The organism is Nesterenkonia flava (assembly GCF_031432335.1).
GTDB classification, from domain to species: Bacteria; Actinomycetota; Actinomycetes; order Actinomycetales; family Micrococcaceae; genus Nesterenkonia; species Nesterenkonia flava.
Genome location: NZ_JAVKGT010000005.1, coordinates 21,355 through 45,313, shown reverse-complemented (window position 1 = coordinate 45,313; position 23,959 = coordinate 21,355). Strand labels below are relative to the sequence as shown.

Annotated in this window: 22 protein-coding genes; 7 read left to right on the top strand and 15 right to left on the bottom strand. The window is 66.7% G+C overall.

The annotated features are described in order from the left end of the window. Positions 1-30: 30 nt before the first annotated feature. From RH857_RS02805 to RH857_RS02765, 9 genes are all read right to left on the bottom strand, one after another. Positions 31-1,668, bottom strand: coding sequence for a peptide ABC transporter substrate-binding protein (locus RH857_RS02805; RefSeq protein ID WP_310536458.1), 1,638 nt, complete (start codon positions 1,666-1,668; stop codon positions 31-33). Between the two features lie 485 nt (positions 1,669-2,153). Then, entirely contained in the window at positions 2,154-3,383 is a 1,230-nt protein-coding gene (locus RH857_RS02800) for a YihY/virulence factor BrkB family protein (RefSeq protein ID WP_310536457.1), read from the bottom strand. Between the two features lie 64 nt (positions 3,384-3,447). Beyond that, positions 3,448-3,801, bottom strand: coding sequence for a cation:proton antiporter (locus RH857_RS02795; protein WP_310536456.1), 354 nt, complete (start codon positions 3,799-3,801; stop codon positions 3,448-3,450). Further along, the gene (locus RH857_RS02790; protein WP_310536455.1) at positions 3,801-4,067 is read right to left on the bottom strand and encodes an MrpF/PhaF family protein; all 267 of its coding nucleotides are present in this window, start codon (positions 4,065-4,067) and stop codon (positions 3,801-3,803) included. Before RH857_RS02790 ends, RH857_RS02795 begins: the two co-directional genes overlap by 1 nt. Then, a complete protein-coding gene (locus RH857_RS02785) occupies positions 4,064-4,513 on the bottom strand; it encodes a Na+/H+ antiporter subunit E (protein ID WP_310536454.1) in 450 nt (149 codons plus the stop codon). Before RH857_RS02785 ends, RH857_RS02790 begins: the two co-directional genes overlap by 4 nt. Further along, positions 4,510-6,108 carry a monovalent cation/H+ antiporter subunit D family protein gene (locus RH857_RS02780; protein ID WP_310536453.1) on the bottom strand — a complete coding sequence of 533 codons (1,599 nt, stop codon included), beginning with the start codon at positions 6,106-6,108 and terminating at the stop codon, positions 4,510-4,512. Before RH857_RS02780 ends, RH857_RS02785 begins: the two co-directional genes overlap by 4 nt. Continuing rightward, positions 6,105-6,563 (bottom strand): sodium:proton antiporter, encoded by a 459-nt coding sequence (locus tag RH857_RS02775; RefSeq protein ID WP_310536452.1) that lies wholly within the window; start codon positions 6,561-6,563, stop codon positions 6,105-6,107. The genes RH857_RS02780 and RH857_RS02775 overlap by 4 nt, the downstream gene beginning before the upstream one ends. Then, entirely contained in the window at positions 6,560-9,562 is a 3,003-nt protein-coding gene (locus RH857_RS02770; protein ID WP_310536451.1) for a DUF4040 family protein, read from the bottom strand. The genes RH857_RS02775 and RH857_RS02770 overlap by 4 nt, the downstream gene beginning before the upstream one ends. A 155-nt stretch (positions 9,563-9,717) precedes the next feature. Beyond that, the gene (locus RH857_RS02765; RefSeq protein WP_310536450.1) at positions 9,718-10,488 is read right to left on the bottom strand and encodes a superoxide dismutase family protein; all 771 of its coding nucleotides are present in this window, start codon (positions 10,486-10,488) and stop codon (positions 9,718-9,720) included. Between the two features lie 139 nt (positions 10,489-10,627). On the opposite strand from RH857_RS02765, the gene RH857_RS02760 reads away from it, so the two are divergent. Further along, entirely contained in the window at positions 10,628-11,569 is a 942-nt protein-coding gene (locus RH857_RS02760) for a cation diffusion facilitator family transporter (protein WP_310536449.1), read from the top strand. Between the two features lie 31 nt (positions 11,570-11,600). On the opposite strand, the gene RH857_RS02755 is transcribed toward RH857_RS02760, so the two are convergent. From RH857_RS02755 to infC, 5 genes are all read right to left on the bottom strand, one after another. Further along, complete coding sequence (locus RH857_RS02755) at positions 11,601-11,921, bottom strand: RNHCP domain-containing protein (protein WP_310536448.1); 321 nt, start codon at positions 11,919-11,921, stop codon at positions 11,601-11,603. Beyond that, positions 11,918-12,967: a TrmH family RNA methyltransferase gene (locus RH857_RS02750; protein ID WP_310536447.1), complete on the bottom strand. Its 1,050-nt coding sequence runs from the start codon at positions 12,965-12,967 to the stop codon at positions 11,918-11,920. Before RH857_RS02750 ends, RH857_RS02755 begins: the two co-directional genes overlap by 4 nt. Before the next feature lie 134 nt (positions 12,968-13,101). Then, on the bottom strand, positions 13,102-13,485 hold the full coding sequence (gene rplT, locus RH857_RS02745) for a 50S ribosomal protein L20 (RefSeq protein ID WP_310536446.1): 384 nt from the start codon (positions 13,483-13,485) through the stop codon (positions 13,102-13,104). 35 nt (positions 13,486-13,520) lie between these two features. Continuing rightward, the gene (gene rpmI / locus RH857_RS02740; RefSeq protein ID WP_310536445.1) at positions 13,521-13,715 is read right to left on the bottom strand and encodes a 50S ribosomal protein L35; all 195 of its coding nucleotides are present in this window, start codon (positions 13,713-13,715) and stop codon (positions 13,521-13,523) included. 489 nt (positions 13,716-14,204) lie between these two features. Then, positions 14,205-14,951: a translation initiation factor IF-3 gene (gene infC, locus RH857_RS02735; RefSeq protein ID WP_310536444.1), complete on the bottom strand. Its 747-nt coding sequence runs from the start codon at positions 14,949-14,951 to the stop codon at positions 14,205-14,207. A gap of 41 nt (positions 14,952-14,992) precedes the next feature. Between infC and RH857_RS02730 the strand changes: the two genes are divergently transcribed. After that, on the top strand, positions 14,993-15,385 hold the full coding sequence (locus tag RH857_RS02730; protein WP_310536443.1) for a DUF1844 domain-containing protein: 393 nt from the start codon (positions 14,993-14,995) through the stop codon (positions 15,383-15,385). A gap of 176 nt (positions 15,386-15,561) precedes the next feature. On the opposite strand, the gene galE is transcribed toward RH857_RS02730, so the two are convergent. Beyond that, positions 15,562-16,527 (bottom strand): UDP-glucose 4-epimerase GalE, encoded by a 966-nt coding sequence (gene galE / locus RH857_RS02725; protein ID WP_310536442.1) that lies wholly within the window; start codon positions 16,525-16,527, stop codon positions 15,562-15,564. Positions 16,528-16,711: 184 nt separating this feature from the next. On the opposite strand from galE, the gene RH857_RS02720 reads away from it, so the two are divergent. The 5 genes from RH857_RS02720 to RH857_RS02700 are packed head-to-tail and all read left to right on the top strand — an operon-like array spanning position 16,712 to position 23,942. Beyond that, complete coding sequence (locus RH857_RS02720) at positions 16,712-17,962, top strand: glycosyltransferase family protein (protein ID WP_310536441.1); 1,251 nt, start codon at positions 16,712-16,714, stop codon at positions 17,960-17,962. After that, positions 17,949-19,421, top strand: coding sequence for a glycosyltransferase family 4 protein (locus tag RH857_RS02715; protein ID WP_310536440.1), 1,473 nt, complete (start codon positions 17,949-17,951; stop codon positions 19,419-19,421). Before RH857_RS02720 ends, RH857_RS02715 begins: the two co-directional genes overlap by 14 nt. Further along, positions 19,418-20,767 carry a glycosyltransferase family 4 protein gene (locus RH857_RS02710; RefSeq protein WP_310536439.1) on the top strand — a complete coding sequence of 450 codons (1,350 nt, stop codon included), beginning with the start codon at positions 19,418-19,420 and terminating at the stop codon, positions 20,765-20,767. The genes RH857_RS02715 and RH857_RS02710 overlap by 4 nt, the downstream gene beginning before the upstream one ends. After that, positions 20,764-22,668 carry an ABC transporter ATP-binding protein gene (locus RH857_RS02705; protein ID WP_310536438.1) on the top strand — a complete coding sequence of 635 codons (1,905 nt, stop codon included), beginning with the start codon at positions 20,764-20,766 and terminating at the stop codon, positions 22,666-22,668. Before RH857_RS02710 ends, RH857_RS02705 begins: the two co-directional genes overlap by 4 nt. Then, positions 22,665-23,942: a phosphotransferase gene (locus tag RH857_RS02700; RefSeq protein ID WP_310536437.1), complete on the top strand. Its 1,278-nt coding sequence runs from the start codon at positions 22,665-22,667 to the stop codon at positions 23,940-23,942. Before RH857_RS02705 ends, RH857_RS02700 begins: the two co-directional genes overlap by 4 nt. Positions 23,943-23,959 lie beyond the last annotated feature (17 nt).

The window sequence follows — 23,959 nt, the reverse complement described above, 5'->3', positions numbered from 1 at the left end:
CGGGCCGCGTCCCTTATGCTCCCTGGTGGATCAGCTCTCGACGAGCTCGATCTGCCAGAGGTGGGTGAAGGTGTTGCCCTCGCCCATCTGAACGGTCTCGCCGTTGACTCGGTCGGAGTAGACCACGGTGTAGCTGGAGAACCACATCGGGATCACGGGCATCTCCTCCAGGAGAATCTCCTCAGCCTCCTGGTAGAGAGCGGATGCCTCGTCCGGATCCGGGTTCGAGTTGGCCTCGTCGATCAGGTTGTCGAACTCCTCGTTGGAGAACCCGGTGTAGTTGGAGGACTGCCCGGTGGTGTAGATGGGCTCCATGGCGTACTGGGCGCTCGGGTAGGAGATGGTCCAGCCCAGACGGAACGGACCGGTGACGGCCTGGGTGTCGTGCAGGTCCAGGTACTGGGCGAACTCCAGGGACTGGAATTCGATGCTCTCGATGCCCAGGTTCTGCTGCCACTGGTTGGTCACAGCCTCGACCCACTGCTCGTGGCCGGCGCCGGAGTTGAAGTAGACGGTGAGCTCGCTGGGGCCTCCCGCGGACTCGTAGAGCTCAGCGGCTGCCTCGGGGTCGAACTCGCAGTACTCGCACACGCCGTCGCGGCCCTCGGGAAGGAACTCAGGGATGATGCTGGTGGCGGGGGTCTGCGCGCCGTCGAAGATGCCGTCGATGATCTCCTGGCGGTCAATCGCCATGGACAGAGCGTGGCGCACGTCGGGATCCTGGAACTCCTCCTGGTAGAGCGGGAAGCCCAGGTAGGTGAACGCGCCGGTGTCGAAGGAGACGTGGTTCTCACCGAAATCAGCCTCGAGCTGGCTCAGGCGGTTCGGAGGAGTGGTGTCCAGCAGGTCGAGCTGACCGGCCTGGACATCCATGTAGGCGGTGTCGATGTCGGAGTAGATGCGCCACTCGATGCGCTCCGGCAGGCCGGGGTTCTCGCCGGCGTAGTCCTCGAAGCGGTTCGCGGCGATCTGCACGTCGTGCTCCCACTCGCCATCGATCTGGTAGCGACCGTTGCCGATGGGGGCCTGCTCGTAAGCCTCGATGTCCTCGAAGGCGACCTCCGGCATCGGGTAGAACGCCGTGTAGGTGAGCATGTCGGGCAGCGGGGAGAAGGGCTCGGTGAGCTCGATCTCCAGGGTGTAGTCGTCAATAGCGCGGACGCCCTCGAGCTCCTCTGCTTCGCCCTCGACGACGGCGTCGTAGCCGGCAAAGAGCTCGAAGAAGTTGGCGCTCTGCTGTGCGTTCTCGGGGTCCACGACCCAGTTGAAGGTGTCCACGAAGGTCTGGGCGGTGATCGGGTCACCGTTGTGGAAGGTCCAGTCCTCCCCCAGGGTGAAGGTCCAGGTGGTGGCGTCCTCGGTCTCCCAGGACTCGGCCACACCGGGGATGGGCTCGTAGGTCTCGGTATCAGCCTGGACCAGTCCGGTGAACAGGTGATCCAGCACCCAGGAGCCGCAAACCTCGGTCGAGTTGCCCGGTACCAGGTTCTGGGGCTCACAGTTGTAGGCGCTGATGGTGCCGCCGCCCTCCACGGGCTGAGCTCCGTCTGTGCCGCCGTTGCCGCCGCCACCGTTGCCGCCGTCGCCGCCGCCGCAGGCGCTCAGTGCAAGCGCAGCCACCGCAGCCCCGGCGATCGCCAGGTGGCGAGCCTTTCGCTGTTCAGTCATTGAAGCTTCTCCTCATAGTGCGAGAGTCGGACATCACGCGTGCGTGACCCGGATCTCTTGGGTGAGCAAGTGCTGACCAGGATAGAGGTGCCGCGGACCCTCGGCGGACCGATCTCCGACCCCGGGACAAGGGGGGCTCGCCGCCTCCCAGCACCTAAGGCAGCGGCTGAGTGAAAGACTGGAAAAAGTCAAGATGGGACTGTCAACGTCGGCGAAACATAATCCACGGACTGAGACGTATGTCACTAGGCGGAATTTTCCCCGGAATTCAGCGGAAGTTCATATTCAGTGTTTGGCCAGCCAGCGCACAGGGTGTTCAGGGGTGAAAGGCGGGCACATTCGGCTATGAAACATGCCGTTAACATTCGCAAGCCCCGTGGGCTGGGTGCACTGTCCGCCCCTTGAGGCTGAATATGACTAAATGTTACGCACGACACGTCTGGGGAGAGGCGCAGCGCGCCCCTCCATCCTCGCGTTTGTCGGGGTCATCGACGCCAGACGTCCTCGGGATCTGAGGTTTCACCGCGGCTCATCCGCAGCGCCTGAGCTGCGGCGATGAGCTGCTCGTACTTGGCGTTTTTCTTCTCCAGCCCCTTGGTCTCGCGTGGGGGCAGCATGATCGTGCGCTCGGCTTCAATACCAGCCTGCAGCTGCCGGCTGCGCTCTAGCTCTGCGTCGAACTCCGCTCCGAAGAGCAGGACCAGGTTCATGATGTAGATCCAGAACAGGAAGATAATGATGCCCGCCAGCGCTCCGTAGGTGGCCTCGTAGTTGGCGAAGTTCATCACGTAGATCGCCACGCCCACGGTGGTGATGATCATGACGATGATTGCCAGGAGCGCACCGGCAGAGATCCAGCTGGCACCGGGCTGACGAATATTGGGCGTGCAGTAGTAGAGCAGGGCAATACCGCCCGCGGCAAGGATCAGCAGCACCACGGGGCTGGCCCAGTTCCACACCGTCACCGCGGTCTCCCCCAGTCCCACGGTGTTGCCGATGGCCTCGGCCAGCGGACCGGAGACCACCAGCATCACGGCGGCCAGGGCCACCAGCACGATGAGCGCCACGGTGACGCCGTAGAGCAGGGGGCGCAGCTTCAGCACGCTCCGGCCCTCCTCCACTTCCCAGATCCGGTTCATGGCCCGGGAGAAGGCGTTGACGTAGTTCGAGGCCGTCCAGATGGCGGTGAGGATACCGAGGGCGAGACCGAGTCCAGCGCCCTGAGCGGCGGTGATGTTGCTCAGCACCAGCTCGGCCGTGTTGACGATGTCGTTGTCCTCTCCCCCACCGGTCATCTCACGCACGGTGTCCATGAAGAAGGCCTGGCTGCGGTCGGCTTCCCCGACCAGGGAGAGGATGGAGACCAGGGCGATGAGGGCGGGGAAGATCGACAGGACCGCGTAGTAGGTCAGAGCCGCCGCAAGGTCGGTGCACTGGTCTCGGCCGAACTCTGAGAGCGTGCGCTTGAAGCTGTAGCGCCATGAGGCCTTGGTCAGCTTGGGTGGGACGTCGGGTTTGCGCTCGTCCTTGTGGCTGCGGTGGCTCTCCTCGTATTCCTCCCGCTGCCGGGCCTTGACGAGGAACGGCTGATCGGCTGCCGCGGCGACGGTGCCCGGACGCGAGGCGTCCTCGTAGGTGGCGGTCTCGTCGAAGATGTCCTGAGCGTCGTCGTCGTGCTTGCGTGCTTGGTATGCCTTCAGACCCTCGTCACTCATACTGCCCAAGTATCCGGATGGACTCTGGACAGCAGCTGGACAGGCGGAGGGGCGGTGCTGAAGATCAGGCGTCGACGTCGCGCCGGGTCTTGACCAGGTCGTCGGTGTGGGTGATCGCTGCTGGCAAGGAGTTTCTCAGGTACCCCGTGCGGGCGATCGCCATGGACCCTACCGCAGAGGTCAGCAGCTGAGCGACCACCGCGATGAGGGCTTTGATCAGGTTGGCCGTGCTGAAGTCCATCAGCAGCGCACCCACCACGATGCTCGCCACGCCCAGGCCCGCGGAAGTGCCCACCGCTGAGGCGCGCAGGTACAGGTCAGGCAGGCGGAACAGCCCGATGCCCGCCACGATGATGGTGGCGATGCCGAGGAAGACGCAGATCAGCCCCGCCACGTGCAGGATGTCGTGGATGCTCATCAGCGGCGGCCTCCTGATCCGAGCCGGGCCATGGAGATCGCCGCCATGAAGCCCAGCAGCGTGGCGATGAGAATGATGTCGAACAGGGCGGCGATGTCGGTGCGCAGACCGATCAGCGCGATGAACCCGATGATGGCGAAGAAGATCAGGTCCGCAGCCACCGCACGGTCGGTCAGGCGCGGGCCGATGAAGGCCCGGGCAGCGGCGAGAATCATGCCCAGCGCCAGCAGGAGCAGGGCAATCTCGAGCGTGACCTCAGAGATCATGCGGTCTCACCCGCCTCAGCCTCATCGGAGACGTCCTGGGCCCGCACCACCGGGGCGTGCACGGGCCGGCTCAGGTCTCCGGGCGTCCGGCGCATGGCACGCAGCATGCGGTCCTCCATCTCCTGGATCTCCGCGACCAGGGCCTCGCGAGAGTCCACGAACATGCCGTGGACGTAGAGAATGCCGTGCTCGCGTGAGAGCGAGAGGGTCAGCGTGCCCGGGGTCAGCGTGATGAATGTGGAGATCAGGGTCCACTCGGCCTCAGTGCGGCTGGCCGCGGGCACCGCGATGATGGCCGGGCTCATCTTCTGGCTCTTCCGGGGCCGCAGCACATCGGCGGTGACCCGCAGGTTGGCCAGGAAGAACTCTTTGATGTACCAGAGCAAGAAGCTGATCACCCGCCACGGCCAGGAGGCGAGTGTGGCGTCGTCGTACTTGTGGCTCATGCGTTGCTCACCGCCTCCACGTAGTCCTGCGGGTTCAGCAGGTTCTCTGCGGCAGTCTCCGACAGGCTCATCAGAAGCTCAGCGCCCAGGCCGAAGAAGAGGGTCACCGCGGCCAGCAGCATGCCCGGGATGAGCAGCCGGACGGGCACCTTCACCGTTTGCGTCTTGGGATCACGCACGCTGGGGTCCAGCGCTTTGACCGTCAGGGTCGGGGTGCCGGCCTGGGCCTCGACCCGCAGATAGCGTTTGCCCCACATGCGTTCCTGGTAGGTGTAGGCTCGTTCCTCCAGCCCCTTGGGTTCGGGCGCCATGAAGACGCCGGTCCAGATCTTCAGCATGGACAGCAGAGTGAAGACACTGACAAGGACCGCGACGGCGGCGACCCAGTAGTGGGCCTGCTCCAGGGTGGCCTGGATGATGGCGAACTTGGCCACGAAGCCCGAGAACGGCGGCAGACCAGCCAGGGAGAGCGCCGCGACCATGAAGGTCACCGCAATGAGCGGTTCGCGCTTGAGCATGCCGCCGAGTTTGTCGATCTCGCCGGTGCCGTAGGTCTCTTCGATCGCACCGGTGGAGAGGAAGAGGCTGGCCTTCACAATCATGTGGTGCAGCAGGTAGAAGATGCCCGCGGTAAGCCCCAGTCCGGTGAACAGGCCCACGCCGATGAGGATGTAGCCGATCTGGCTAATCATGTGGAAGACCAGGATGGAGCGGGTGGTCTTCTCCCCGATCGCGCCCAGCACGCCGATGAGCATGGTGAGGCTAGTGACCAGCAGCGCCACCCAGAGGAACTTCTGATCGCCGTCGAAAAGCAGCGAGTAGATGCGGTAGATCGCGTAGATGGCGACCTTGGTGTGGATGCCGGAGAAGAGCGTGGTGATCGCCGGCGAAGTCATGGGATAGGTGCGGGTGAGCCATCCGTGCACCGGCACGACGGCGGCCTTAATGCTGATGGCGGTGAGCACCACACCGCCGGCCACGGCCACGGCGGGGTCCTCGAGTGCGGCCCCGCGCAACTCGGCGAGGTTCACCGTTCCTGCGGTTGCATAGACCAGAGCAATGCCGACCAGCAGCAGGGTGGAGGCCAGCAGGTTCACCGAGACGTAAATGCGGGCACCGTGGGAACCGAGCTTGGCGCCCATCATGGCCAGCAGTCCGTAGCTGGGCAGAAGCATGACCTCGATGAACACGAACAGGTTGAAGATGTCACCAGTCATCAGGGCGCCGGCCACACCGGACATCAGCACCAGGACGAACGGGTGGAAGAACCGTGCCCGAGCCTCGTGGGTGCCCATGGCGAACAGAACGCTGGCGATGCCGAGGATCGCAATGATCATCAGCACCAGCGCGGAGAGGGCGTCGACGACGAAGGGAATGGAGACGCCGTAGTCCCACAGACCCACCTGATGAGCCAGGATCGTCCCGTCGTGGGTGGCGATCACGAGGAGAATAGAGGCTGCCAGCAGGGCGAAGAGCGTGCCCAGGCTGATGATGTGCCGGGCAGTCTTGTTCTTCCGCAGCGCGGCGCCCAGCGCAGCCATCAGCAGCGGTACTGCCACCAGCAGCGGAAGCAGCGGCGGGAGGGTCTCAGTCATACGGTCCTCCCTGAAGTGGTGGTGCCGGAACCGTTGATGCCGGTCTCGTCGCGTTCGCTCTCCACCGCGATCTCTCCGGATGCGGTGTCCATCCCGTGGAGTGCGGCGTCTGTGGTGTCAGGGCTGTGCAGCTTGGCCGGCGAGTCCTCGTCATTCTCGGTGTCGTCATCGGTGGTCGTGGTGATCGCCAGGGTCAGCATGAACATGGTGATCGCGAAGGCGATGACGATCGCGGTGAGGACGAAGGCCTGCGGCAGGGGGTCTGCCTGGGTGCTGGGATCGGCTGAGCCGATGTAGGGCACGTCACGGTAGGCGACGTTGCCCGCGGCGAAGAGCATGAGGTTTGCGGCATGGCTGGCCAGCACGAAGCCCAGGATGATCCGGACCATGCCGCGCTGCATGATCATGTAGACGGCAGCGGCGGTCAGCAGGCCGACGGCGATCGCGATGCTCACGGCTGATCCTCCTTTCGGCTGGTCACGGCACTCTGACCCTGTGCCGCTCGGCTGCCCTCAACGGCCACCGGCGGTTCGCCCGGGTCCTCCCCGGCCTTCATCTGCAGCTCGCGGATAGTCGCTGCCGAGGTGCCCTGGGCCTGCAGGTGCTTGCGCAGCAGCTCGGCGGGGTACCGCTGGGCCTGGCCGAGACGGTCCAGGGCGACCAGCACGGTGCCAACCACAGCCAGGTAGATGCCTAGGTCAAAGACCAGGGCGGTGGTCAGGGTGAATCCGGCCTCGGTGCCCCAGGGCAGCGGCAGGCCCTCGAGAATGACGATCGGGCGCAGGTAGGACCCCTCGAGGAAGCCGAAGAGGCCGGTGGCTGCGCTGACCAGGATCCCGCCAACGATCACCAGGGCATAGTCGAAGCGCAGCTTCACTGCCGAATCGGACGGAGCCACCAGGTAACGCAGGGCGAAGAAGCCGCCGAGCACGAGGGCCGAGATGAACCCGCCGCCGGACTCATAGTGCCCGCGCAGCAGCAGCACCAGGGAGAGCAGCACGATGAACGGCGTCATCCACTTGAAGACGCTGCGCATCGCCACGGTGTTGTCATCAGCGTTGTCCAGCGGGGTCCCGATCCACAGCTTGGATTCGGCCGGCTCGTTGTCCGTGGTGGAGAACGCCGAGTTCAGCACGGCGAGAATCGCAAACCCGGCCACGCCGAGCACCACCAGCTCACCGAAGGTGTCCAGGGCACGGAAGTCCACCAGGATCGAGTTGACGATGTTCACCGCGCCGACCGTGTCATAGGTGGAATCGAGGTACCACTGAGACACATCGGAGCGGCCGCTGCGCCCCATCAGGGCGAATGTTGCCGTGAAGGCCATGAGGCCGAAGCCGATCGCGACCACGGCCGAAACCACGGTGCGGGTGCGGGAGACCCGGTGGAACTGCCGCGGCAGTTTGCGCAGCACCAGCACCAGAACGACGACGGTGAGGATCTCCACCAGCAGCTGGGTCATGCCGACGTCGACCGCGCCCAGGGCGAAGTACCAGGCGCCGACGACGAACCCGGCGCCGCCGGCCAGCACCACAGCCGCTGTGCGGGAGCGGGTGATGACCGTGCCGGCCAGGAAGATCACCAGCAGGCCGATGAGCACCCAGTCGATGGGCTGGCTGTGTCCCTCGGTGAAGCTGCCGACCTCGCCCACGTAGAGCACACCGGCGATGAAGAGTCCCGCCAGGAAGATGCCCGGCGCGGTGAGGTGAAGCCCGTGCATATCGCTGCGTGTGATATCACCGACGCGCCGCCCGAAGGCGATGGAGCCGGTGCGCATCTTCTCAGCGACCTCCACGCCGGTGAAGGGCAGGATGGTGCGCGGGATGACGTTGTCGACCCCCGCCCGGCCGAGCACGGCGATGAGCCCGATCCCCATGATCGCTACCGAGAGCATCAGATCGGTGCTCACCCCACCCCACAGGTAGAAGTGAGCGTCATAGCTGCCGGAGTAGGACGCCGTCGTCGCCCGTGCCAGGAGGTCATCGAAGATGAAGGGGATGAAGCCCAGCACCACACCGGCGATCGTTGGCAGCAGGGCCGGCAGGTAGAAGCTGAAGGGAGCTTCGTGGGCTCCGGCGGGGTCCATGGGCTGGTAGGTGCCGTCGTTGTAGCCGGCGTCGCGCTTGCCTACGCCCCGGTAGGAGGTGAAGGCGCCCAGCACAATGCGACCGCAGTAGGCGAAGGTTCCCACCGCTGCCAGCACCGCGATGATGGTCAGCACCCAGGTCAGGCTGGTGCCGAAGGTGCCGTACTCCTCCGCCGAGAGGAATCCCTTGAGCAGGTTCTCCTTGGAGACGAATCCGAACAGCGGCGGTACGCCCGCCATGGAGAGCGAGGCGATCAGGGTGATGGCGAAGGAGACCGGCATGGTCTTGCGCAGGCCGTTGAGCACACGGATGTCTCGCGAGTGCGCCTCGTGCTCGATGATGCCGACCATCATGAACAGCGCGGACTTGAACAGCGCGTGGGCCACGACGTGGATGAGCGCAGCGGCCAGCGCCACCGGTGTTCCCACACCGATAATCGCGACCAGGAAACCCAGCTGGGAGACCGTGGAGTAGGCCATGATCTCTTTGATGTCGTGCCGCTGCAGCGCAAAGAGGGCACCGATGAGCGCGGTGATCAGACCGCAGCCGATGAGCAGCACCTGCCAGATGACGACGTCGTCGAACACCGGCGAGAATCGCAGCAGCAGGTAGATGCCGGCCTTGACCATAGCTGCGGCGTGCAGGTACGCCGAGACGGGCGCAGGGGCCACCATCGCGTCGGGCAGCCAGAGGTGGAACGGGAACTGGGCGGACTTGGTGAACGCGGCGAACGCGATGAGCACCGCGACGACGCCGGTGAACGTGGCGTTCTCCTGCCACACCTCATGCTGCAGGGCCTCGGAGATGCGGGTGGTGCCGGTCTCGACAATGGTCCACAGCACCGCGGTGAGCAAGCCCAGGCCGCCGGCCATCGTGATCAGCAGGGTGCGCTGAGCAGGGGCGGGGGCCTTCTCCCCGGAGCGGTTGATGAGGAAGAAGGAGCAGAGAGTGGTGAACTCCCAGAAGACGAAGAGCAGGATGAGGTCATCGGCGAGCACCATGCCCGACATCGCGAAGACGAACAGCAGCATCCAGAGGTAGTAGTCGCTGGTCTTCTTCTTCACGGAGAAGTAGCGCGCGCTGTAGGCCATCACCAGGGCGCCGATGAAGAGCACCAGAAGCAGGAAGACCATACCGAGGCCGTCCAGGCGCAGGCTGATCCCCACGTCGATGGTCGGGATCCAGGGCAGGTGCTGCTCGGGGGTCTCACCGTCGATGATCTGCGGGATCCACGGAAGGGTGGCAGCCCCGAGGCCTGCCAGTACCAGAGCGGCGAACCACCCAGTATCACGGCCCAGGAAGCGGTGAGCCACCGCAGCGGCCGGAACCAGGACAAGGGTGAGGGACAGGAGGACCAGCAGGGTCATCGGAGGTCCTCCTTGGTTAGTGCGTCAGCGGGCAGGCAGTGTCAACAGAACAGTCTGGGCCTCGCTGCCCATCCTATTGCCGACCCGTCTTCCCGGCGCACCGGGTAACGACTATAGCCATAGGAAAAGGCGGCCCGCAAAGTGTGGGCGCTGACTCAGCCGGTGGTCTCCACCACTCCGCAGGCCAGTCGTGCGCCGGTATCGCCGGTCACCAGCGACTCATAATCCAGTCCGCCGTAGGCGTAGCGGTCGGGGATATTGCCGTGGTGGTCGGCCTCAGCGTGGACGATGACGGCTGCGCCGTCGTCAGAGGTCAGCAGGTCCAGGCTGAGACGATCTGTGACCACACTCATGCGTGCGGTGCCGTCATGGTTGACGAGCAGGTTGGGGAGGTCTCCGGCGTGGTCCGGATGATAGATGTCCGCTCCCTCCTGCTGCCCGTCCATGCCTTCGGGAGTGGGGCTCTCTTCGGGAGCATCCTCGCCCTCGACCACGCCGGGATCTTCAGGGGGCAGTCCGGGCAGGTGTCCGCCCGCGGAGTAGAAGTCCCCCACCTGCCCCCAGTCGTTGACGGACTGAGGTTCGCACAGGCCGGTCTCGTGCACGGTGAGGGCTCGGAAGCCGGGCACCAGGTCCTGCATTTCGGCCTCGAGGAGCATGCCCTCCTCCAGCTCGGTGAAGCGCACCGTGCCGATGGGGTTGCTGGCCTGGTCATAGAGCTCAGCCACGGCGTCGGGATTCTCCTGCCCGCCGGCGCCCTGTGCGGACGAATCGGCGCCGCCCTCCTGGGCTGCGTTGTTTTCAGCCGGGGCCTGAGTCCCGGTGGTCTCCTCATCGGAGGGAGTGTCGTCACCTCCGCAGCCGGTGACCAGCAGAGCGGCCAGTGAGAGGGCTACGGCGGGGATCTGCCAGGTTTTCGCGTTCATCGCAGGCCAGCTTACCCCCGTGCGCTGGGAGGGGCACCGGTTCTGATCGCGGGTCCTGCGCATCGGGCCAGCTGAGAACGCTTCTGCGCACCGCTCGCACCATAGGCTTTTGCCCTGATCCCGGTCCAGAATGGGCAGTATGGGCCACGATCACTCACATTCCCACCACGACGACGGCACCCCCGGTCACCGCCGGAGACTCGCCATCGCGTGCGGCATCACGGTGGCCATCGTGGTGACCCAGGCCCTCGGTGCCTGGGTGACGGGTTCGCTGGCGCTGCTCACCGACGCCGTGCATTCGGCCTCCGACAGCATCGGGCTGATTCTGGCGCTCGTCGCCGCCTCCCTGATGTTCCGCGCTGCGACTCCGGGGCGCACGTGGGGCTTTCGCCGGGCGGAGATTCTCGCCGGTTTTCTCCAGGCGGGTCTTCTGCTGGGCATCGGCGTCTACGCGCTGGTGGAGGGTCTGAACCGGCTGGGGCTCTTCGGCGCGGCAGCCGCCCCGGAGATTCCTCCGGTGGAACTGCTGATCTTCGGCGGACTGGGCCTGGCCGGCAACGTCGCTTCGCTCGCGGTCCTGGCCGGCGGGCGCCGGGCGAACTTCAATATGCGGGCGGCCTTCCTGGAGGTCCTCGCCGATGCGCTGGGCTCGGTGGGGGTCATGATCGCTGCCGTGATCATCTGGACCACCGGCTGGATGCAGGCCGACGCCGTCGCCGCCCTGCTCATCGCCGGGCTCATCATTCCGCGTGCTGCGCGGCTGCTGGTGGAGACGGGCAAGATTCTGCTGGACTTCACTCCCCGTGGACTGGACCTGGAGGAGGTGCGCCGGCACATGCTTCGCCTGGAGCACGTCGAGGAGGTCCACGATCTGCACGCCTCCACGGTGGCCACGGGCCTGCCTGTCCTCTCAGCCCACGTGGTGGTCGATGAGACCTGCTTCCGCGACGGCTGTGCCCCGCAGAAGCTCGCCGAGCTGAAGGCCTGCGTGGCCGAGCACTTTGACGTGGCAGTGGAGCATTCGACCTTCCAGCTGGAGACCCGCGCCATCGCGGACTCCGAGACGCACGTGCACAGCTGAGCCGCCCCGCCGTCGTCGTCGGCTTCGCCGGTCAGGGAGGAGCCATGAGCGCAATGACGGCGTCCATGCGGTCATCCGGAGCCAGCTTGTTCCGGTCCTGGGCGCCGCAGGCGGTGCAGCGGTGAAGCAGGATGTAGCCCTTCTTCCCGGAGTGGTCCACGCCGACGGGTTCCATGGGCGCACCGCAGTCTGCCGCGCGGTCCCCGGGCATGACGTCGACGTGCCGCGACCACAGGCAGCGCGGACAGTGATTCCGGTAGCTGCCCCCGGTGTGTTTGGGGATGGGCTGGCCGCAGTGGATGCAGTCGAAGCCCGTGTTCTCAGCCTCCCTGCCCTGCGGCGAGTAGCTCACGCCCCCTCCCCCGCGTGCTGGGCCGTGGCCGAGGCGTAGAGGCACAGGGCGCCTGCGACGGCGACGTTAAGCGATTCGGCCTGTCCGTAGAGAGGGATGGAGACCCGCTGGTCGGCCAGCGCCTTCTCCTGGTCGCTGAGGCCGTGCGCCTCATTGCCCAGCAGCCAGTAGGTGGGAGGCACCAGCCCTGCTCCACCCTCGGCCTGCAGCTGCGCCAGCGAGACGTCGCCGTAGCCGTCCGCGGCCAGAACCTGGCCACCATTGCTGCGCACGAAGTCTGTCAGCTGCTGAAGGTCGATGCCGCTGGCGATGGGCACGTGAAAGTGCGAACCCGCGGCAGCGCGGACCACTTTGGGAGCCCAAGGGTCGGAGCTTCCCGGGGTGAGGATGACGACACCGGCCCCTGCCGCGTCAGCGGTGCGGATCAGCGTGCCGACGTTGCCCGGATCCTGAACTCCTGCCAGGACCGGTGCCAGCTGCACCGGCGGGTAGTTCACGGACGCCCCCTGTGTGCTGCCTTCGCTCGTGACCTGGACGGTGCTCGCGCTCATACCCACCAGGAGAGAGTCGAGTCCTTCGAATTCCAGTTCAGGGATCCGGCATACGGCGATCATGCCCTGGGAGGTCTCGGCGTCTCCCATGGCCTTGAGGACCTCACTGGTGGCCTCGCGCAAAAAGATCCGTGCCTCACGGGGAAGCTGGCGCTCGGGGTCGAAGAGGACCTCACGGACCCGGTCCAGCAGCGCCTCGATGTCCGGGTGCTGCTGGAGTGCTTCGGGGTCGAAGTACAGGGCATCCACCTCGGGGAGGCACCAGACTGGGGCCAGCTGAGCCCGACGTCGCCCGCTATCCCGGGGATCGGCGGTGGTGGCAAAGGTGTCCGGCTCATCCCACCGGCGCAGCCACAGGGCCAGTGCCTCACGCACCGGCTGGGGGCCCTCCGCCTGGAACAGCTTCTGCTTCTTCCGCCCGGCGCGCGTGGCCAAGGCAGCGACCTTCTTCACGCGGTCAGAACGGGGGTTCTCGATCAGGAACTCATCGGTCACGCGAGCTGCTCCTTCATCAGAGGGTGCGGGGAGGGACGATGGTCCCCACCTTATAGACAACGCAACGGCGCCCGTCCCCTGCGTGAGGGAACGGGCGCCGTCGTCGTCCGCGGTAAGGCGTCAGGACGTGGTGATCACGCGGCCTTAGCGGCGTTCACGTCCGAGGGCAGAGCCTTGCGTGCGGTCTCCACCAGGGCCTCGAAGGTCTTGGCGTCGGAGACGGCCAGCTCGGCCAGCATGCGACGGTCCACCTCAACGCCAGCGGCCTTCAGGCCCTGGATGAAGCGGTTGTAGGTCAGGCCGTGAGCGCGGGAGGCAGCGTTGATGCGCTGGATCCACAGGCGGCGGAAGTCGCCCTTACGCTTCTTGCGGTGCTGGTAGTTGTAGGTGTAGCTGTGGAGCAGCTGCTCCTTCGCCTTGCGGTACAGGCGGGAGCGCTGTCCGCGGTAGCCGGAGGCCCGGTCAAGGACCTTGCGGCGCTTCTTCTGCGCATTCACTGCGCGCTTTACTCGTGCCATTCTCTAGTTCTCCTGGAAGTCTTAAGCCGTAGGTCTTACTTGCCGAGCATCTTCTTGATGCGGCTCTCGTCAGCCTTGGTGACGATCTGGTCAGATGCCAGGCGACGGGTCAGGCGGGAAGACTTGTGCTCCAGGTAGTGACGGCGGTTAGCCTGCTGGCGCTTGATCTTTCCGGAGCCGGTGAGCTTGAAACGCTTCTTGGCCCCGGAGTGGGTCTTGTTCTTCGGCATGGTGCCGTTCTCCTTACATCGTTCGGACCTGCAGCACCTTTGTGTCGGCGCCCGCATCACATCACGGGCCGACGGCGGTGCAGAGGTGGATCACGCAGCCGGTAGGCCCGGCCGGGATCCCTTTTCATCAGGAGCTGATCGCCCATGAGGGCAGAGATCAGCAAACCCGACTGTCCATGATACGGGACAGCCGGGCAGTTGCCGAATCCGGCGGGCGCCAGAGGCCTCTCGGCTCCGCCGAACGGCTCGCGGGCCACCCGCGGATGGAATCCATACAGAATCTGCTGTTGCTGTTTTCGTCGGAATCTCCGGCTATTCCGACGAAAACAGCAACACTGGTTGAACATCCCGCCCGCGGAACATCGTCTTCAGGCGTGATGGTCCGCGCGAGCGGACCGGGAGCCGCGAGGTCAGGGACCCGGGCGCCCGGTGGGCCGGGTGTGCGGGCCACCTCGTGGAGAGCAGGCGGGGCACCCCGCCTGCGGAACATCACAGATTCTTGAGCTCGTCCGGGAGGTAGTCCTCCATCGAGTTGGAGAGCGGCTTAGCGGCCTTGGCATCGGTGTTCACGCGCTCGGCGTTCTTCTTGGCACGACGCTCATTCTTGGCCTTGCCGCGCGGCTTGGAGTCATCCTCTGCCTCGGCCTCAACGGCCTGGTTCTTCACCTGCGCCTTGGTCTTCAGGGGGCCGACGACCATCACCATGTGGCGGCCGTCCTGACGCGGCGAGGACTCGACCTGGCCAAGATCGGCCACATCCTCGCTGAAGCGCTGGAGCAGACGCACGCCCATCTCGGGGCGCTGCTGTTCGCGGCCGCGGAACTGGATCATGGCCTTGACCTTGTCACCGGCTTCGAGGAAACGACGAGCGTGACCAACTTTGGTGTTGTAGTCGTGGTCGTCGATCTTCAGGCGGAAGCGAACTTCCTTCAGGGCCGTGGTGGTCTGATTCTTGCGGGACTCACGGGCTTTGACTGCAGCCTCGTACTTCCACTTGCCGAAGTCCATCAGCTTGCAGACCGGCGGCTTGGCCTGAGGGGCAACCTCAACCAGATCTAGATCAGCTTCTGCGGCCAGACGCAGCGCGTCTTCAATCCTGACGATGCCCACCTGCTCCCCCTGGGGGCCGACGAGGCGGACTTCGGGCACACGGATGCGGTTGTTGATGCGTGGTTCGCTGATCTGTCCTGCTCCTGCTTCGATGAAAGTCTGTTTGGGTGTCTCAGCTTCGGGCACGCGGTGGCGCGGCCGAATTGGACTGTGACAAGCTTATCAGCATGCACAGTGACCCCAACACCCCCGACCAGGCTGCACCCGCTGCCGAGGAACTCGCCGAGGCCGTGGGCCTCCACACCCGCGACATTGCCGAGGTGCCCGCCGTCGAGCTGATCAACACCGTCTCGGTGCACCTGATGAGCGCCGCGGCGGTCAAGACCGGCCTGGCTGACGGCCCTGATGCGCAGGAGCTGAAGGACCTCGATGAGGCCCGCAAGCTGATCACCGCGCTGGCCGGTTTGGTCACTGCGGCTGCGCCTGAGGTGGGATCCAGCCACGCCGCCCCCCTGCGCGACGGCCTGCGCTCTCTGCAGCTGGCCTTCCGCGAGGCATCTCTCATCCCGGACGCGCCGGGCAAGGGCCCGGGCGAGAAGTGGACCGGCCCGGTCAACTGACCCTCTTTACTGAACGTTACTGATTTACTGAACGTTACTGAACCGTGCCGCCCGATGCCGGCCCCGCCGTCTGCTTGCAGCAGGCGACGTGGGAGAAAAGTGTGCCGAAACCACGCAATGACTGCCTGATCCCGGGCTGTTGCTGAGGTTTCGGCACACTTTTTCTGCACCTTCCCCTAAGCTGCGGCGGCAGGAGCGCCACGCTGCATATTCCGTGCCGCCGCGGCGTCGGCGATCATCTCCTCCAGACCCCGTTCCGGAAGCCACCCCAGCAGACGCCGGGCCTTCTCCGGGGAGGCCACCAGCACCGCCGGATCCCCGGCCCGCCGCGGGTGGTGCTCGACCTCTACCTCCTGGCCGGTGCCGTGCTGGACCGCGAGCAGCACCTCGCCCACCGAATGACCCCGCCCGGTTCCGAGGTTGAACACCTCGTGCCGCGAGGGCTCGATGCTCTCCAGGGCGCGCAGGTGCGCCTGGGCAAGATCGGCCACATGAATGTAGTCGCGCACGGCCGTGCCGTCGTCGGTCGGATAGTCCGTGCCGAAGACCTTGGCGGTGGCACCCGTGAACGCAGCCTCCAGGAGATTCGGGATCAGGTGGGTCTCCGGCTCGTGCCGCTCCCCCAGCTCTGCAAGTGCCCCGGCCGCGTTGAAGTAGCGCAGCGAGACCGCGCCCAGCCCGTGGGCCGCCGCCGAGGCGGCGAGCATGTGGTCGATCGCCAGTTTGGAGGCTCCGTAGGGGTTGATGGGTGCGGTGGGGTGCTCCTCCGTGATGACCCGACCGCGCGGCTTGCCATACACCGCCGCGGTCGAGGAGAAGACCATCTTCTTCACCCCGGCCTCGCGCATCGCCTCCAGCAGCGCCATGGTCGCGGTGATATTGCCGTGCCAGTAGCGCTCCGGATACGCCACGGATTCCGCCACCTGGGACCGCGCCGCCAGATGCACCACGGCATCGACTCCGCCCAGGACTCGCTGAGGTCGGGTGATGTCCCCCACCACGAGTTCGGCCCGGGAGTCCACGGCCTCACGGTGTCCGGTGGAGAGATCATCCAGCACGACGACGTCGTGCCCCTCCTCCACGAGGCAGCGCGTCACGACGCTGCCGATGTAGCCGGCTCCGCCGGTGACCAGAATTCTCATTGTTCGTCCTTGTTCCCACGCAGGGCTCACAGCGGCCCTGCACGTGTCTTGGGGCTTTCGTGTCTGGGAATAGACGCTAGGAATCAGGAGTGAGAGCCCCATGAGACGAAGATGAGAGAACGGGCTCATTTTTCTCATGAAGCTCTCATGGCGCTCTCACACTGGGCCGGAAAGCTTGAGCACCATGAGCATCACTGTCGCTATGTACTCCCACGATTCGCTGGGCCTGGGCCATGCCCGGCGCAATCGTGCACTGGCCCATGCGTTGGCCGCTGATCTGCCGCGGCTGACCGGGCAGCGCGTGCGCGGTCTCCTCATCGCCGGACACCCCGACGCCACCCAGGACGCCCTGCCTCCCGGGTGGGACTGGCTGGTGCTTCCCGGATTCGCCCGTACCCCCGGCGGCTACGCCAGCCGCAACCTCGGGGTCAGCGCCTCCCGGCTGACCGCACTGCGCAGCGGCACCGCCGCGGCCGCACTGGAGGCGGTCGAACCGGACCTCTTCATCGCCGATCGCCACCCCTTCGGCGTGGGAGATGAGCTGGGCGAGGCTCTGAGCATGCTGCGTGAGCGCGGCACCGCCACCGTGCTGGGCCTGCGTGAGGTGCTGGACTCTCCCGACGTCGCCCGCCGTGAGTGGGAGAAGGCCTCCTGGAACGGATTCAGCGGGGCCGACGCCGTGGCAGCCGCCTACGACGCCGTCTGGGTCTACGGGGATCGAGGAGTCTACGATCCGGTGGCCACCGGTGAGCTGCCGGGCCCGCTGGCCGAGCGCTCTGTATTCACCGGCTACCTCTCCCACGGCCGCCCGGACGATCCGGTGGGACCCTCCGGAGTCCAGGCCCCCCAGCCGTATGTACTGACCATGGTCGGCGGCGGCTCAGACGGCGGAGCACTGGGCCTGGCCGCCGCCACGGCCCGAGTCCCGGCCGGGCACACGCACATCATCCTCACCGGCCCGCAGATGCCGCAGAAGGATCACGACGCGATCCTCGATGCGGTCTGCCGCTCCGGAGCGCCGAAGGGCACCGTGCGTGTGAGCCGCTACGCTCCGCACGTGCCGAAGCTGGTCCGCCATGCCGCGGCGGTGATCTCCATGACCGGTTACAACTCCATGGCAGAGGTCATGGCCACCACGACGCCGGCGCTCACCGTGCCGCGCTCCGGCCACCGCGAGGAGCAGCCGCGCCGTGCCGCGGCCCTGGCACGGGCAGGGGCCGTTGACCTGCTGCCCGCCGATGAGCTCTCTGCCCAGGCCGTGGGCGAATGGTTCTCCTCCGCCGTCCGGCGCAGGACGTTCCGCGACCACATCGACCTCGACGGCCTAACCCACATCGGCGACGTCGCCCACGAACTTCTGGCCGCCCAGCGGCCCGCAGCCGTTACCGGGCTGCAGCACAACGCCACCGAAAGGATCCCCCATGTCTCCGTCTGAGAACACCGCCCTGTCTGAGAGCACCGCTGCCTCTGAGCACGTTGTCCTGCCCCAGGCACCCGCACCGGTGGTCGGCTATGTGCTGAAGATGTATCCCCGGTTCTCAGAGACGTTCGTCGTCTCCGAGATCCTGGCCCGCGAGGCAGCCGGGGAGAAGATCGTGATCTTCTCCCTGCGCCCCACCACGGATACCCGATTCCACGCCGAGCTGGCGCGCGTACAGGCTCCCGTCATCCATATCGGACGCACCTCCGCCGCAAGCCGCTTCTGGCAGCGCCTCGGCGAGGCTGCGGAACAGCCCACTGTGGCTGCCGGGCTTGCCCGGGCCCTGCCCGAGCTGCTGGAACTGGACCAGGATGATGCCTTCCAGTCCGTGATGGTGGCTCGTGCGGCACTGGAGCACGGGGTGACCCACCTCCACGCACACTTCGCCTCAGTGGCCACGACCGTAGCGCGGGCCGCCGGCATGATCGCCGGACTGCCGTACTCGTTCACCGCCCACGCCAAGGACATCTTCCACGAGAGCGTGGATCAGGAGCAGCTGCGGCGCAAGCTGGCCGATGCCCACCACGCGATCACCATCTCCGGCTACAACCTGGAGGACCTCCGCCGCCGCTTCGGCACCGCAACCTCGCGCCTGTACCTGGTGCACAACGGCCTGAACCTGGAGCGCTTTCCCTACGAGCCCGAGCGCCCGTCCGGAAACGGCGTCCCCCGTCTGCTGGCCGTGGGGCGCTTGGTGGAGAAGAAGGGCTTCCTCCACATCGTCGACGCCGTGGCCCGCCTCAAGGCGGCTGGAATGAGCGTTCGCGCCGACATCCTGGGTGACGGCCCCGAGGCCGGCCCCCTGCGAGAGCGTATCGCCGCGCTCGGCGTTCAGGATGAGGTCTCCCTGCTGGGCGCTCGCACCCAGGCCGAGGTCACCGAGATGCTCGGCAGCCACGACCTGTTCGTGGCCCCCTTCGTGGTCGGCGCCGACGGCAATGCTGATGGTCTGCCTACGGTGCTGCTGGAGGCCATGGCCCGCGGCATCCCCTGCGTGGCCGCCGACGTCACTGCGGTGGGCGAGGTCATCCGCAACGGCAGCCCCACCGCCGAGCGCACCGGCTGGCTGGTTCCCACCTCGGATGCAGAGGCCCTGACCGGCGCCGTGCGGGAAGCCTTGGGCATCACCTCCCAGCGACGCCGCCAGATCACCGACGCCGCCAGAAACCTTGTGGAGTCTCTGTTCGACTCCCGGCGCCAAGCCACGCATCTTCGACGACTGGTCAGCACCCCGCGCGCTGACCTGCCGACCCTGCCCGATCTCACCGAGACAGAGCAGTCAGCTGCGGCAGACCAGCCCGCCGCGGTCCGCGCCTCCCTGCCCGCGGGTGCGCCAAGCGCCCGGGAAGACCGGCTGAGCGACGGACCCGATCGCGCCGTCCGTACTGGGCCCACACAGGAGGTGCTCGTATGAGAATCGCCTACATCCTTGCCGATCCCGGCATCGGGATCTTCGGCACCAAGGGGGCCAGCGTCCACGCTCAGGAGATGATCCGAGCCTTCCGCGCCCTGGGGCACGAGGTCACCGTCTACTGCACCAAGCGCGGCAACAAGGCAGGACGCCCGGAGACGGAGTTCGTGCCCGAGGACCTGCAGGATCTGCCGATCTTCACCGTGAGTGTGGCCGGAGCCAAGGGTGCCGCGGAGCGGGAGCTGGCCGTCATGCGCGCCGCCTCCCGCATGGCTGCCCTGGCCGCGGAGGAAGGCTGCGAACTCATCTATGAGCGCTACAGCCTGTTCTCCGACGCCGGCGTCCAGGCCAAGCAGCAGCTGCACGCCCGCGGCATCACCGTTCCCCTCGTGGTGGAGGTCAACGCGCCCCTGGCCCAGGAGCAGCGCGCCCACCGGAGTCTGCATCACGAGCAGCTGGCCCAGCAGATCACCACAGAGGTTTTCTCATGCGCTACGGTGCTCAGCTGCGTCTCCGAAGCCGTGGCCGCATGGGCTGCGCAGGAGGCCGGGGCCTCCCAGGACTCTGCGACGGCCCAGCCGCGCGTCGTCGTGACGCCCAATGGCGTCAACACCGAGCGTTTCCGTCCTGCCGCCGGCGGGAACTCCGCCTTCACCGTGGGTTTTGTGGGCACTCTGAAGCCCTGGCACGGCACGGAGATTCTTCTCCAGGCCTTCGCCGCCGCCTCTGCCGCCGCCGCAACGGAAACTGCGCACGACGACGGCGAGCGCTCGCCTGCTCGACCGTGGCAGCTGGAGATCGTCGGCGACGGACCGCTGCGCGAAGATCTGACGGCCTTGGCCGCCGAGTTGGGCATCCGGGACCGCGTAGTCTTCCACGGCGCGGTGCCGCCGCAGGATGTCCCGCAGGTAATGGGCCGGTTCGACGTCGCCACCGCGCCGTATCCTGTACCGTCTGACACCCAGCAGCACTACTTCTCCCCCCTGAAGGCCTACGAGTACATGGCAGCAGGTCTTCCCGTGGTGGCCTCGGAAGTGGGCGAGCTGCCCCACCTGCTGAGCTCCGAGGGCCCGGCAGATCAGGCGGCGGGCCTCACGGTGGAGCCTTCGAACGTGAACGCACTGGCGGACGCGCTGCGCGAGTTGGCTGCCGATGCCCCACGGCGGCAGCGTCTGGGCCGCAATGCCCGAGCCGCCGTCGTCGCCCATCACAGCTGGAGGGCTCGCGCAGCCGATGTCCTCGGCCAGGCCGGGGTGCCGGTCTCCGACACTCCGAGCACCTGGCCTGCCGGTGAAACCCTCCCGACCGAGAACTCCGCACCGCTCAACCGGAAGGTGATGCGCGTATGAGCCCCTCGAAGAAGACTCGCTCCTCCACTACGTCCAAGGAGTCGCGTGCGCTGCACCGCTCCGCGCTGCGCCGCACCCTGCGGATGGTGCTGCCCTTCGTGACGGAGCACAAGCTGCTCCTGGCACTCGGCTTCCTGGCCCTGGTGGGAGATGTGCTGTTCCGCATCCTCGAGCCGTGGCCGGTGAAGTTCGCGATCGACGCCGTCACCGAGGCGCTGGGCGCTCAGGTGAACGAGACGATTGACTCCGGAGAGAACGTGGGCCGGATGATCGCCTTCTGGTCGGTGACCCTCGCGCTCATCGTGGCGGGGCGCGCTGTGGCCAACTACGGCTCCACCATCGCCTTCGCCAAGGTCGGGGTGAAGGTGGCGGCCAGGCTGCGCTCCAAGGTCTTTGAGCACATCCAGTCACTGTCCCTGCGCTATCACTCCAAAGCCTCTGTGGGAGATACGTCCCAGCGCCTGGTCGGCGATATGGGGCGCCTGCAGGAGGTCGCCGTCACGGCAGGCTTGCCTCTGGTCGGCAACCTGCTCACGCTGGTGGCCCTGCTGATCGTGGTCGTTGTGCTGAACCCCGCCCTGTCCCTGGTCGTCATGCTCACCGCGGGCGGCTATCTGCTGGCCTCGCGGGCGCTGTCCCCGAAGATCAGCTCCGCCTCCCGCGCCACCCGCAAGGGTGAGGGCCAGCTGGTGGGCGACGCCGCTGAGGCTATGGGCGCCATCCGTGTGGTGCAGGCCTACGGCTTGGAGAACACGGTGGCGCAGGGTTTTGCCGCCGGCAATGCCAAGGCGCTGAAGGCCGGGATCAAGGCACGCCGTCTGGCGGCTCGGCTGGAGCGGTCCACCGACATGTTCGTGGGGCTGGCCACCGCCGTCGTTCTGGGCTTCGGAGGCTGGCAGGTGCTGCAGGGCATCATGACCCCCGGTGACATGGTGCTGTTTCTGATGTACCTGAAGATCGCGATGAAGCCGCTACGGGATATGGCCAAGTACACCGGGCGCATTGCCCGGGCCGCTGCCTCCGGCGAGCGCATCGCGGACCTGCTGGATGAGCCCGTGGAGATTCGTGATCCCAAGGACCCCATGCCGATGGGGCGGGTCTCCGGCGAGGTGTGCTTCCACCGGGTCAGCGCCCAGGACGGGCGCGGACGGCAGCTCTTCGACGACGTGAACCTGCGGATTCCTGCGGGCCAGCGCGTGGGCCTGCTGGGCGCCTCGGGCGCGGGCAAGTCCACCTTGGCCGGCTACCTGCTGCGACTGGCAGACCCCGACTCCGGCGCCGTGCTGGTGGACGGGTACTCGACCCGTAGTGTGGCCAAGGCTGACCTGCGGCGCAACATCTCGATCCTCCTACAGGAATCGGTGTTGTTCTCCACCAGCATCAGGGAGAACATCCGCTACGGCCGTCAGGACGCCAGCGATGAGGAGATTGAAGAGGCTGCCCGCCGTGCCGGTGCCCATGATTTCATCATGGCCATGCCCGAGGGGTATGAGACGGTGCTGGGCAACCGCGGAGACACGCTCTCCGGAGGCCAGCGACAGCGCATCGCCATCGCCCGAGCCCTGGTGCGCGATGCGCCCATCGTGCTGCTGGATGAGCCCACCACGGGCCTCGACCCGGCATCGCGCGGACTGGTGGAGTCCTCTCTACGCGAGCTCACCGAGGGGCGCACCACTCTGGCCATCACCCATGACCTGAGCATGATCGAGGGTCTGGACCGTGTCCTGTGGCTGGAGAACGGCTCGATCGTCGAGGATGGTTCGCCGGCCGTGCTCATGGCTGATTCCAGCACCCGACTCTCCCAGTGGGCAGCCGCACAGCGCCGCAGCCTGGAGACTGACCCGTCTGAGTCCCCGTCCGTCACCGCCGCCGAGGCCCGTCAGGAGGTGCGACTGTCATGATGACCTACGAACTGCCTCAGGTCGCTCCGCCGCCGCACGTACCGCCTCAGGAGCAGGCGGACGCGCACATCGTCGAGCTGATCGGGCTCGACGGCGCCGAGGCCCTGCTGGACTCCCACCGGCTGAGCGCCCTGCTGGGCCGCGAGGTTCTGATCACGCATCTGCGCATCAAGCCGCGGCACTCGCTGGTGGTGGCCTTTCGGGAGGCAGGGCCCAGAAGGACCGGGGCCTCCTGCTCGGGCTACGGCTGGATCACCATCACCGACGACGCCGACAAGTTCACCAAGGCTCTGCAGCGCGCCTCCAAAGTCGGTGAAACTCTCACCGTGCTCCGCGATGAGTCTCCATGGATCATCAGCGGCAGTGTCTGGGCCGACCCGGTCCTGGCCAAGGACGTCGCCGATATGCGCTCGGCCCTGGGCGGGCGGCCGGTCGAGGTCCTGCGCTACAATCCTCGCCGCCGGCTAGTGGCAGCCGTGGGCGAGGGCGAGACCAGAAAGGTCATCCGCGTAGTGCCCGGTGCGGGCGAGCGCCTGCTGAGCATTCAGGAGCAGTGGCGCAGCGCCGAAGTGCCCGTCACGCGGGCCCGCCCGCTGGGCCAGCGCGGTTCCGCCACCATCGTTCCGCTGTGGGGCTACGGCGATCTGGTGCATCACCCCCACGCACCCGCCGCCGAGACGGCCGGCGCGGCACTGGCTCAGTTGCACGCCCGAACCACTCTCCCCTGTGGTGCGGGCACCGAGCCCGCTGACTCCGCACAGCCACCCGGCGGTGTCCTCCCGGTGGATCCTCAGACCCCGGCCCACGCCGTGGCCCTCTACGCGCCCTGGCTGGAACGCCGCTCAGCGCGGCTGAGCGAGCTGCTCACCGAGCGTCTCACCGAGGTCGGCACCGGGTCGATAGTCCGGCTCCATGGTGATCTCTCCCCCGACCAGGTCATCCTTGCCGCGGAGGGATCCCACAAGATCCGGTTCATCGATTTGGAGCGCAGCGGCATGGGCGAGGCCCTGCGGGATCTGGGCTCCTGGGTCGCGGCATGCCGTCGCATGGACCTGCCCCACCTGGTAGATCCCTTCCTGGAGGGCTATGCCAGGGCCTCCGGACAATGCGTCTCCGCCCTGCGGAGATCTGCTGCCTCCCGCAGCTGGGAGGCCTATGCGCACCTGAGCGCCTCTCTGGATTCCTTCCGCCACCGGGAGAGAGACTGGCCGCAGGCCGTCACCCGAGCGATCGAACTGGCCGAAGAGGCCCTGAGCGATGCCCGCGAACCGTAAGACGAGAGGCCGCTGAA

Excerpts from the sequence above, each read along its gene's own strand:
- RH857_RS02705 (WP_310536438.1), top strand. The coding sequence starts at position 20,764 with ATGAGCCCCTCGAAGAAGACTCGCTCCTCCACTACGTCCAAGGAGTCG.
- RH857_RS02700 (WP_310536437.1), top strand. The coding sequence starts at position 22,665 with ATGATGACCTACGAACTGCCTCAGGTCGCTCCGCCGCCGCACGTACCG.
- RH857_RS02710 (WP_310536439.1), top strand. The coding sequence starts at position 19,418 with ATGAGAATCGCCTACATCCTTGCCGATCCCGGCATCGGGATCTTCGGC.
- rplT (WP_310536446.1), bottom strand. The coding sequence starts at position 13,485 with ATGGCACGAGTAAAGCGCGCAGTGAATGCGCAGAAGAAGCGCCGCAAG.
- RH857_RS02715 (WP_310536440.1), top strand. The coding sequence starts at position 17,949 with ATGTCTCCGTCTGAGAACACCGCCCTGTCTGAGAGCACCGCTGCCTCT.
- RH857_RS02795 (WP_310536456.1), bottom strand. The coding sequence starts at position 3,801 with ATGAGCATCCACGACATCCTGCACGTGGCGGGGCTGATCTGCGTCTTC.
- galE (WP_310536442.1), bottom strand. The coding sequence starts at position 16,527 with ATGAGAATTCTGGTCACCGGCGGAGCCGGCTACATCGGCAGCGTCGTG.
- RH857_RS02805 (WP_310536458.1), bottom strand. The coding sequence starts at position 1,668 with ATGACTGAACAGCGAAAGGCTCGCCACCTGGCGATCGCCGGGGCTGCG.
- rpmI (WP_310536445.1), bottom strand. The coding sequence starts at position 13,715 with ATGCCGAAGAACAAGACCCACTCCGGGGCCAAGAAGCGTTTCAAGCTC.
- RH857_RS02785 (WP_310536454.1), bottom strand. The coding sequence starts at position 4,513 with ATGAGCCACAAGTACGACGACGCCACACTCGCCTCCTGGCCGTGGCGG.
- RH857_RS02760 (WP_310536449.1), top strand. The coding sequence starts at position 10,628 with ATGGGCCACGATCACTCACATTCCCACCACGACGACGGCACCCCCGGT.
- RH857_RS02730 (WP_310536443.1), top strand. The coding sequence starts at position 14,993 with ATGCACAGTGACCCCAACACCCCCGACCAGGCTGCACCCGCTGCCGAG.
- RH857_RS02720 (WP_310536441.1), top strand. The coding sequence starts at position 16,712 with ATGAGCATCACTGTCGCTATGTACTCCCACGATTCGCTGGGCCTGGGC.
- RH857_RS02765 (WP_310536450.1), bottom strand. The coding sequence starts at position 10,488 with ATGAACGCGAAAACCTGGCAGATCCCCGCCGTAGCCCTCTCACTGGCC.
- RH857_RS02770 (WP_310536451.1), bottom strand. The coding sequence starts at position 9,562 with ATGACCCTGCTGGTCCTCCTGTCCCTCACCCTTGTCCTGGTTCCGGCC.
- RH857_RS02790 (WP_310536455.1), bottom strand. The coding sequence starts at position 4,067 with ATGATCTCTGAGGTCACGCTCGAGATTGCCCTGCTCCTGCTGGCGCTG.
- RH857_RS02800 (WP_310536457.1), bottom strand. The coding sequence starts at position 3,383 with ATGAGTGACGAGGGTCTGAAGGCATACCAAGCACGCAAGCACGACGAC.
- RH857_RS02780 (WP_310536453.1), bottom strand. The coding sequence starts at position 6,108 with ATGACTGAGACCCTCCCGCCGCTGCTTCCGCTGCTGGTGGCAGTACCG.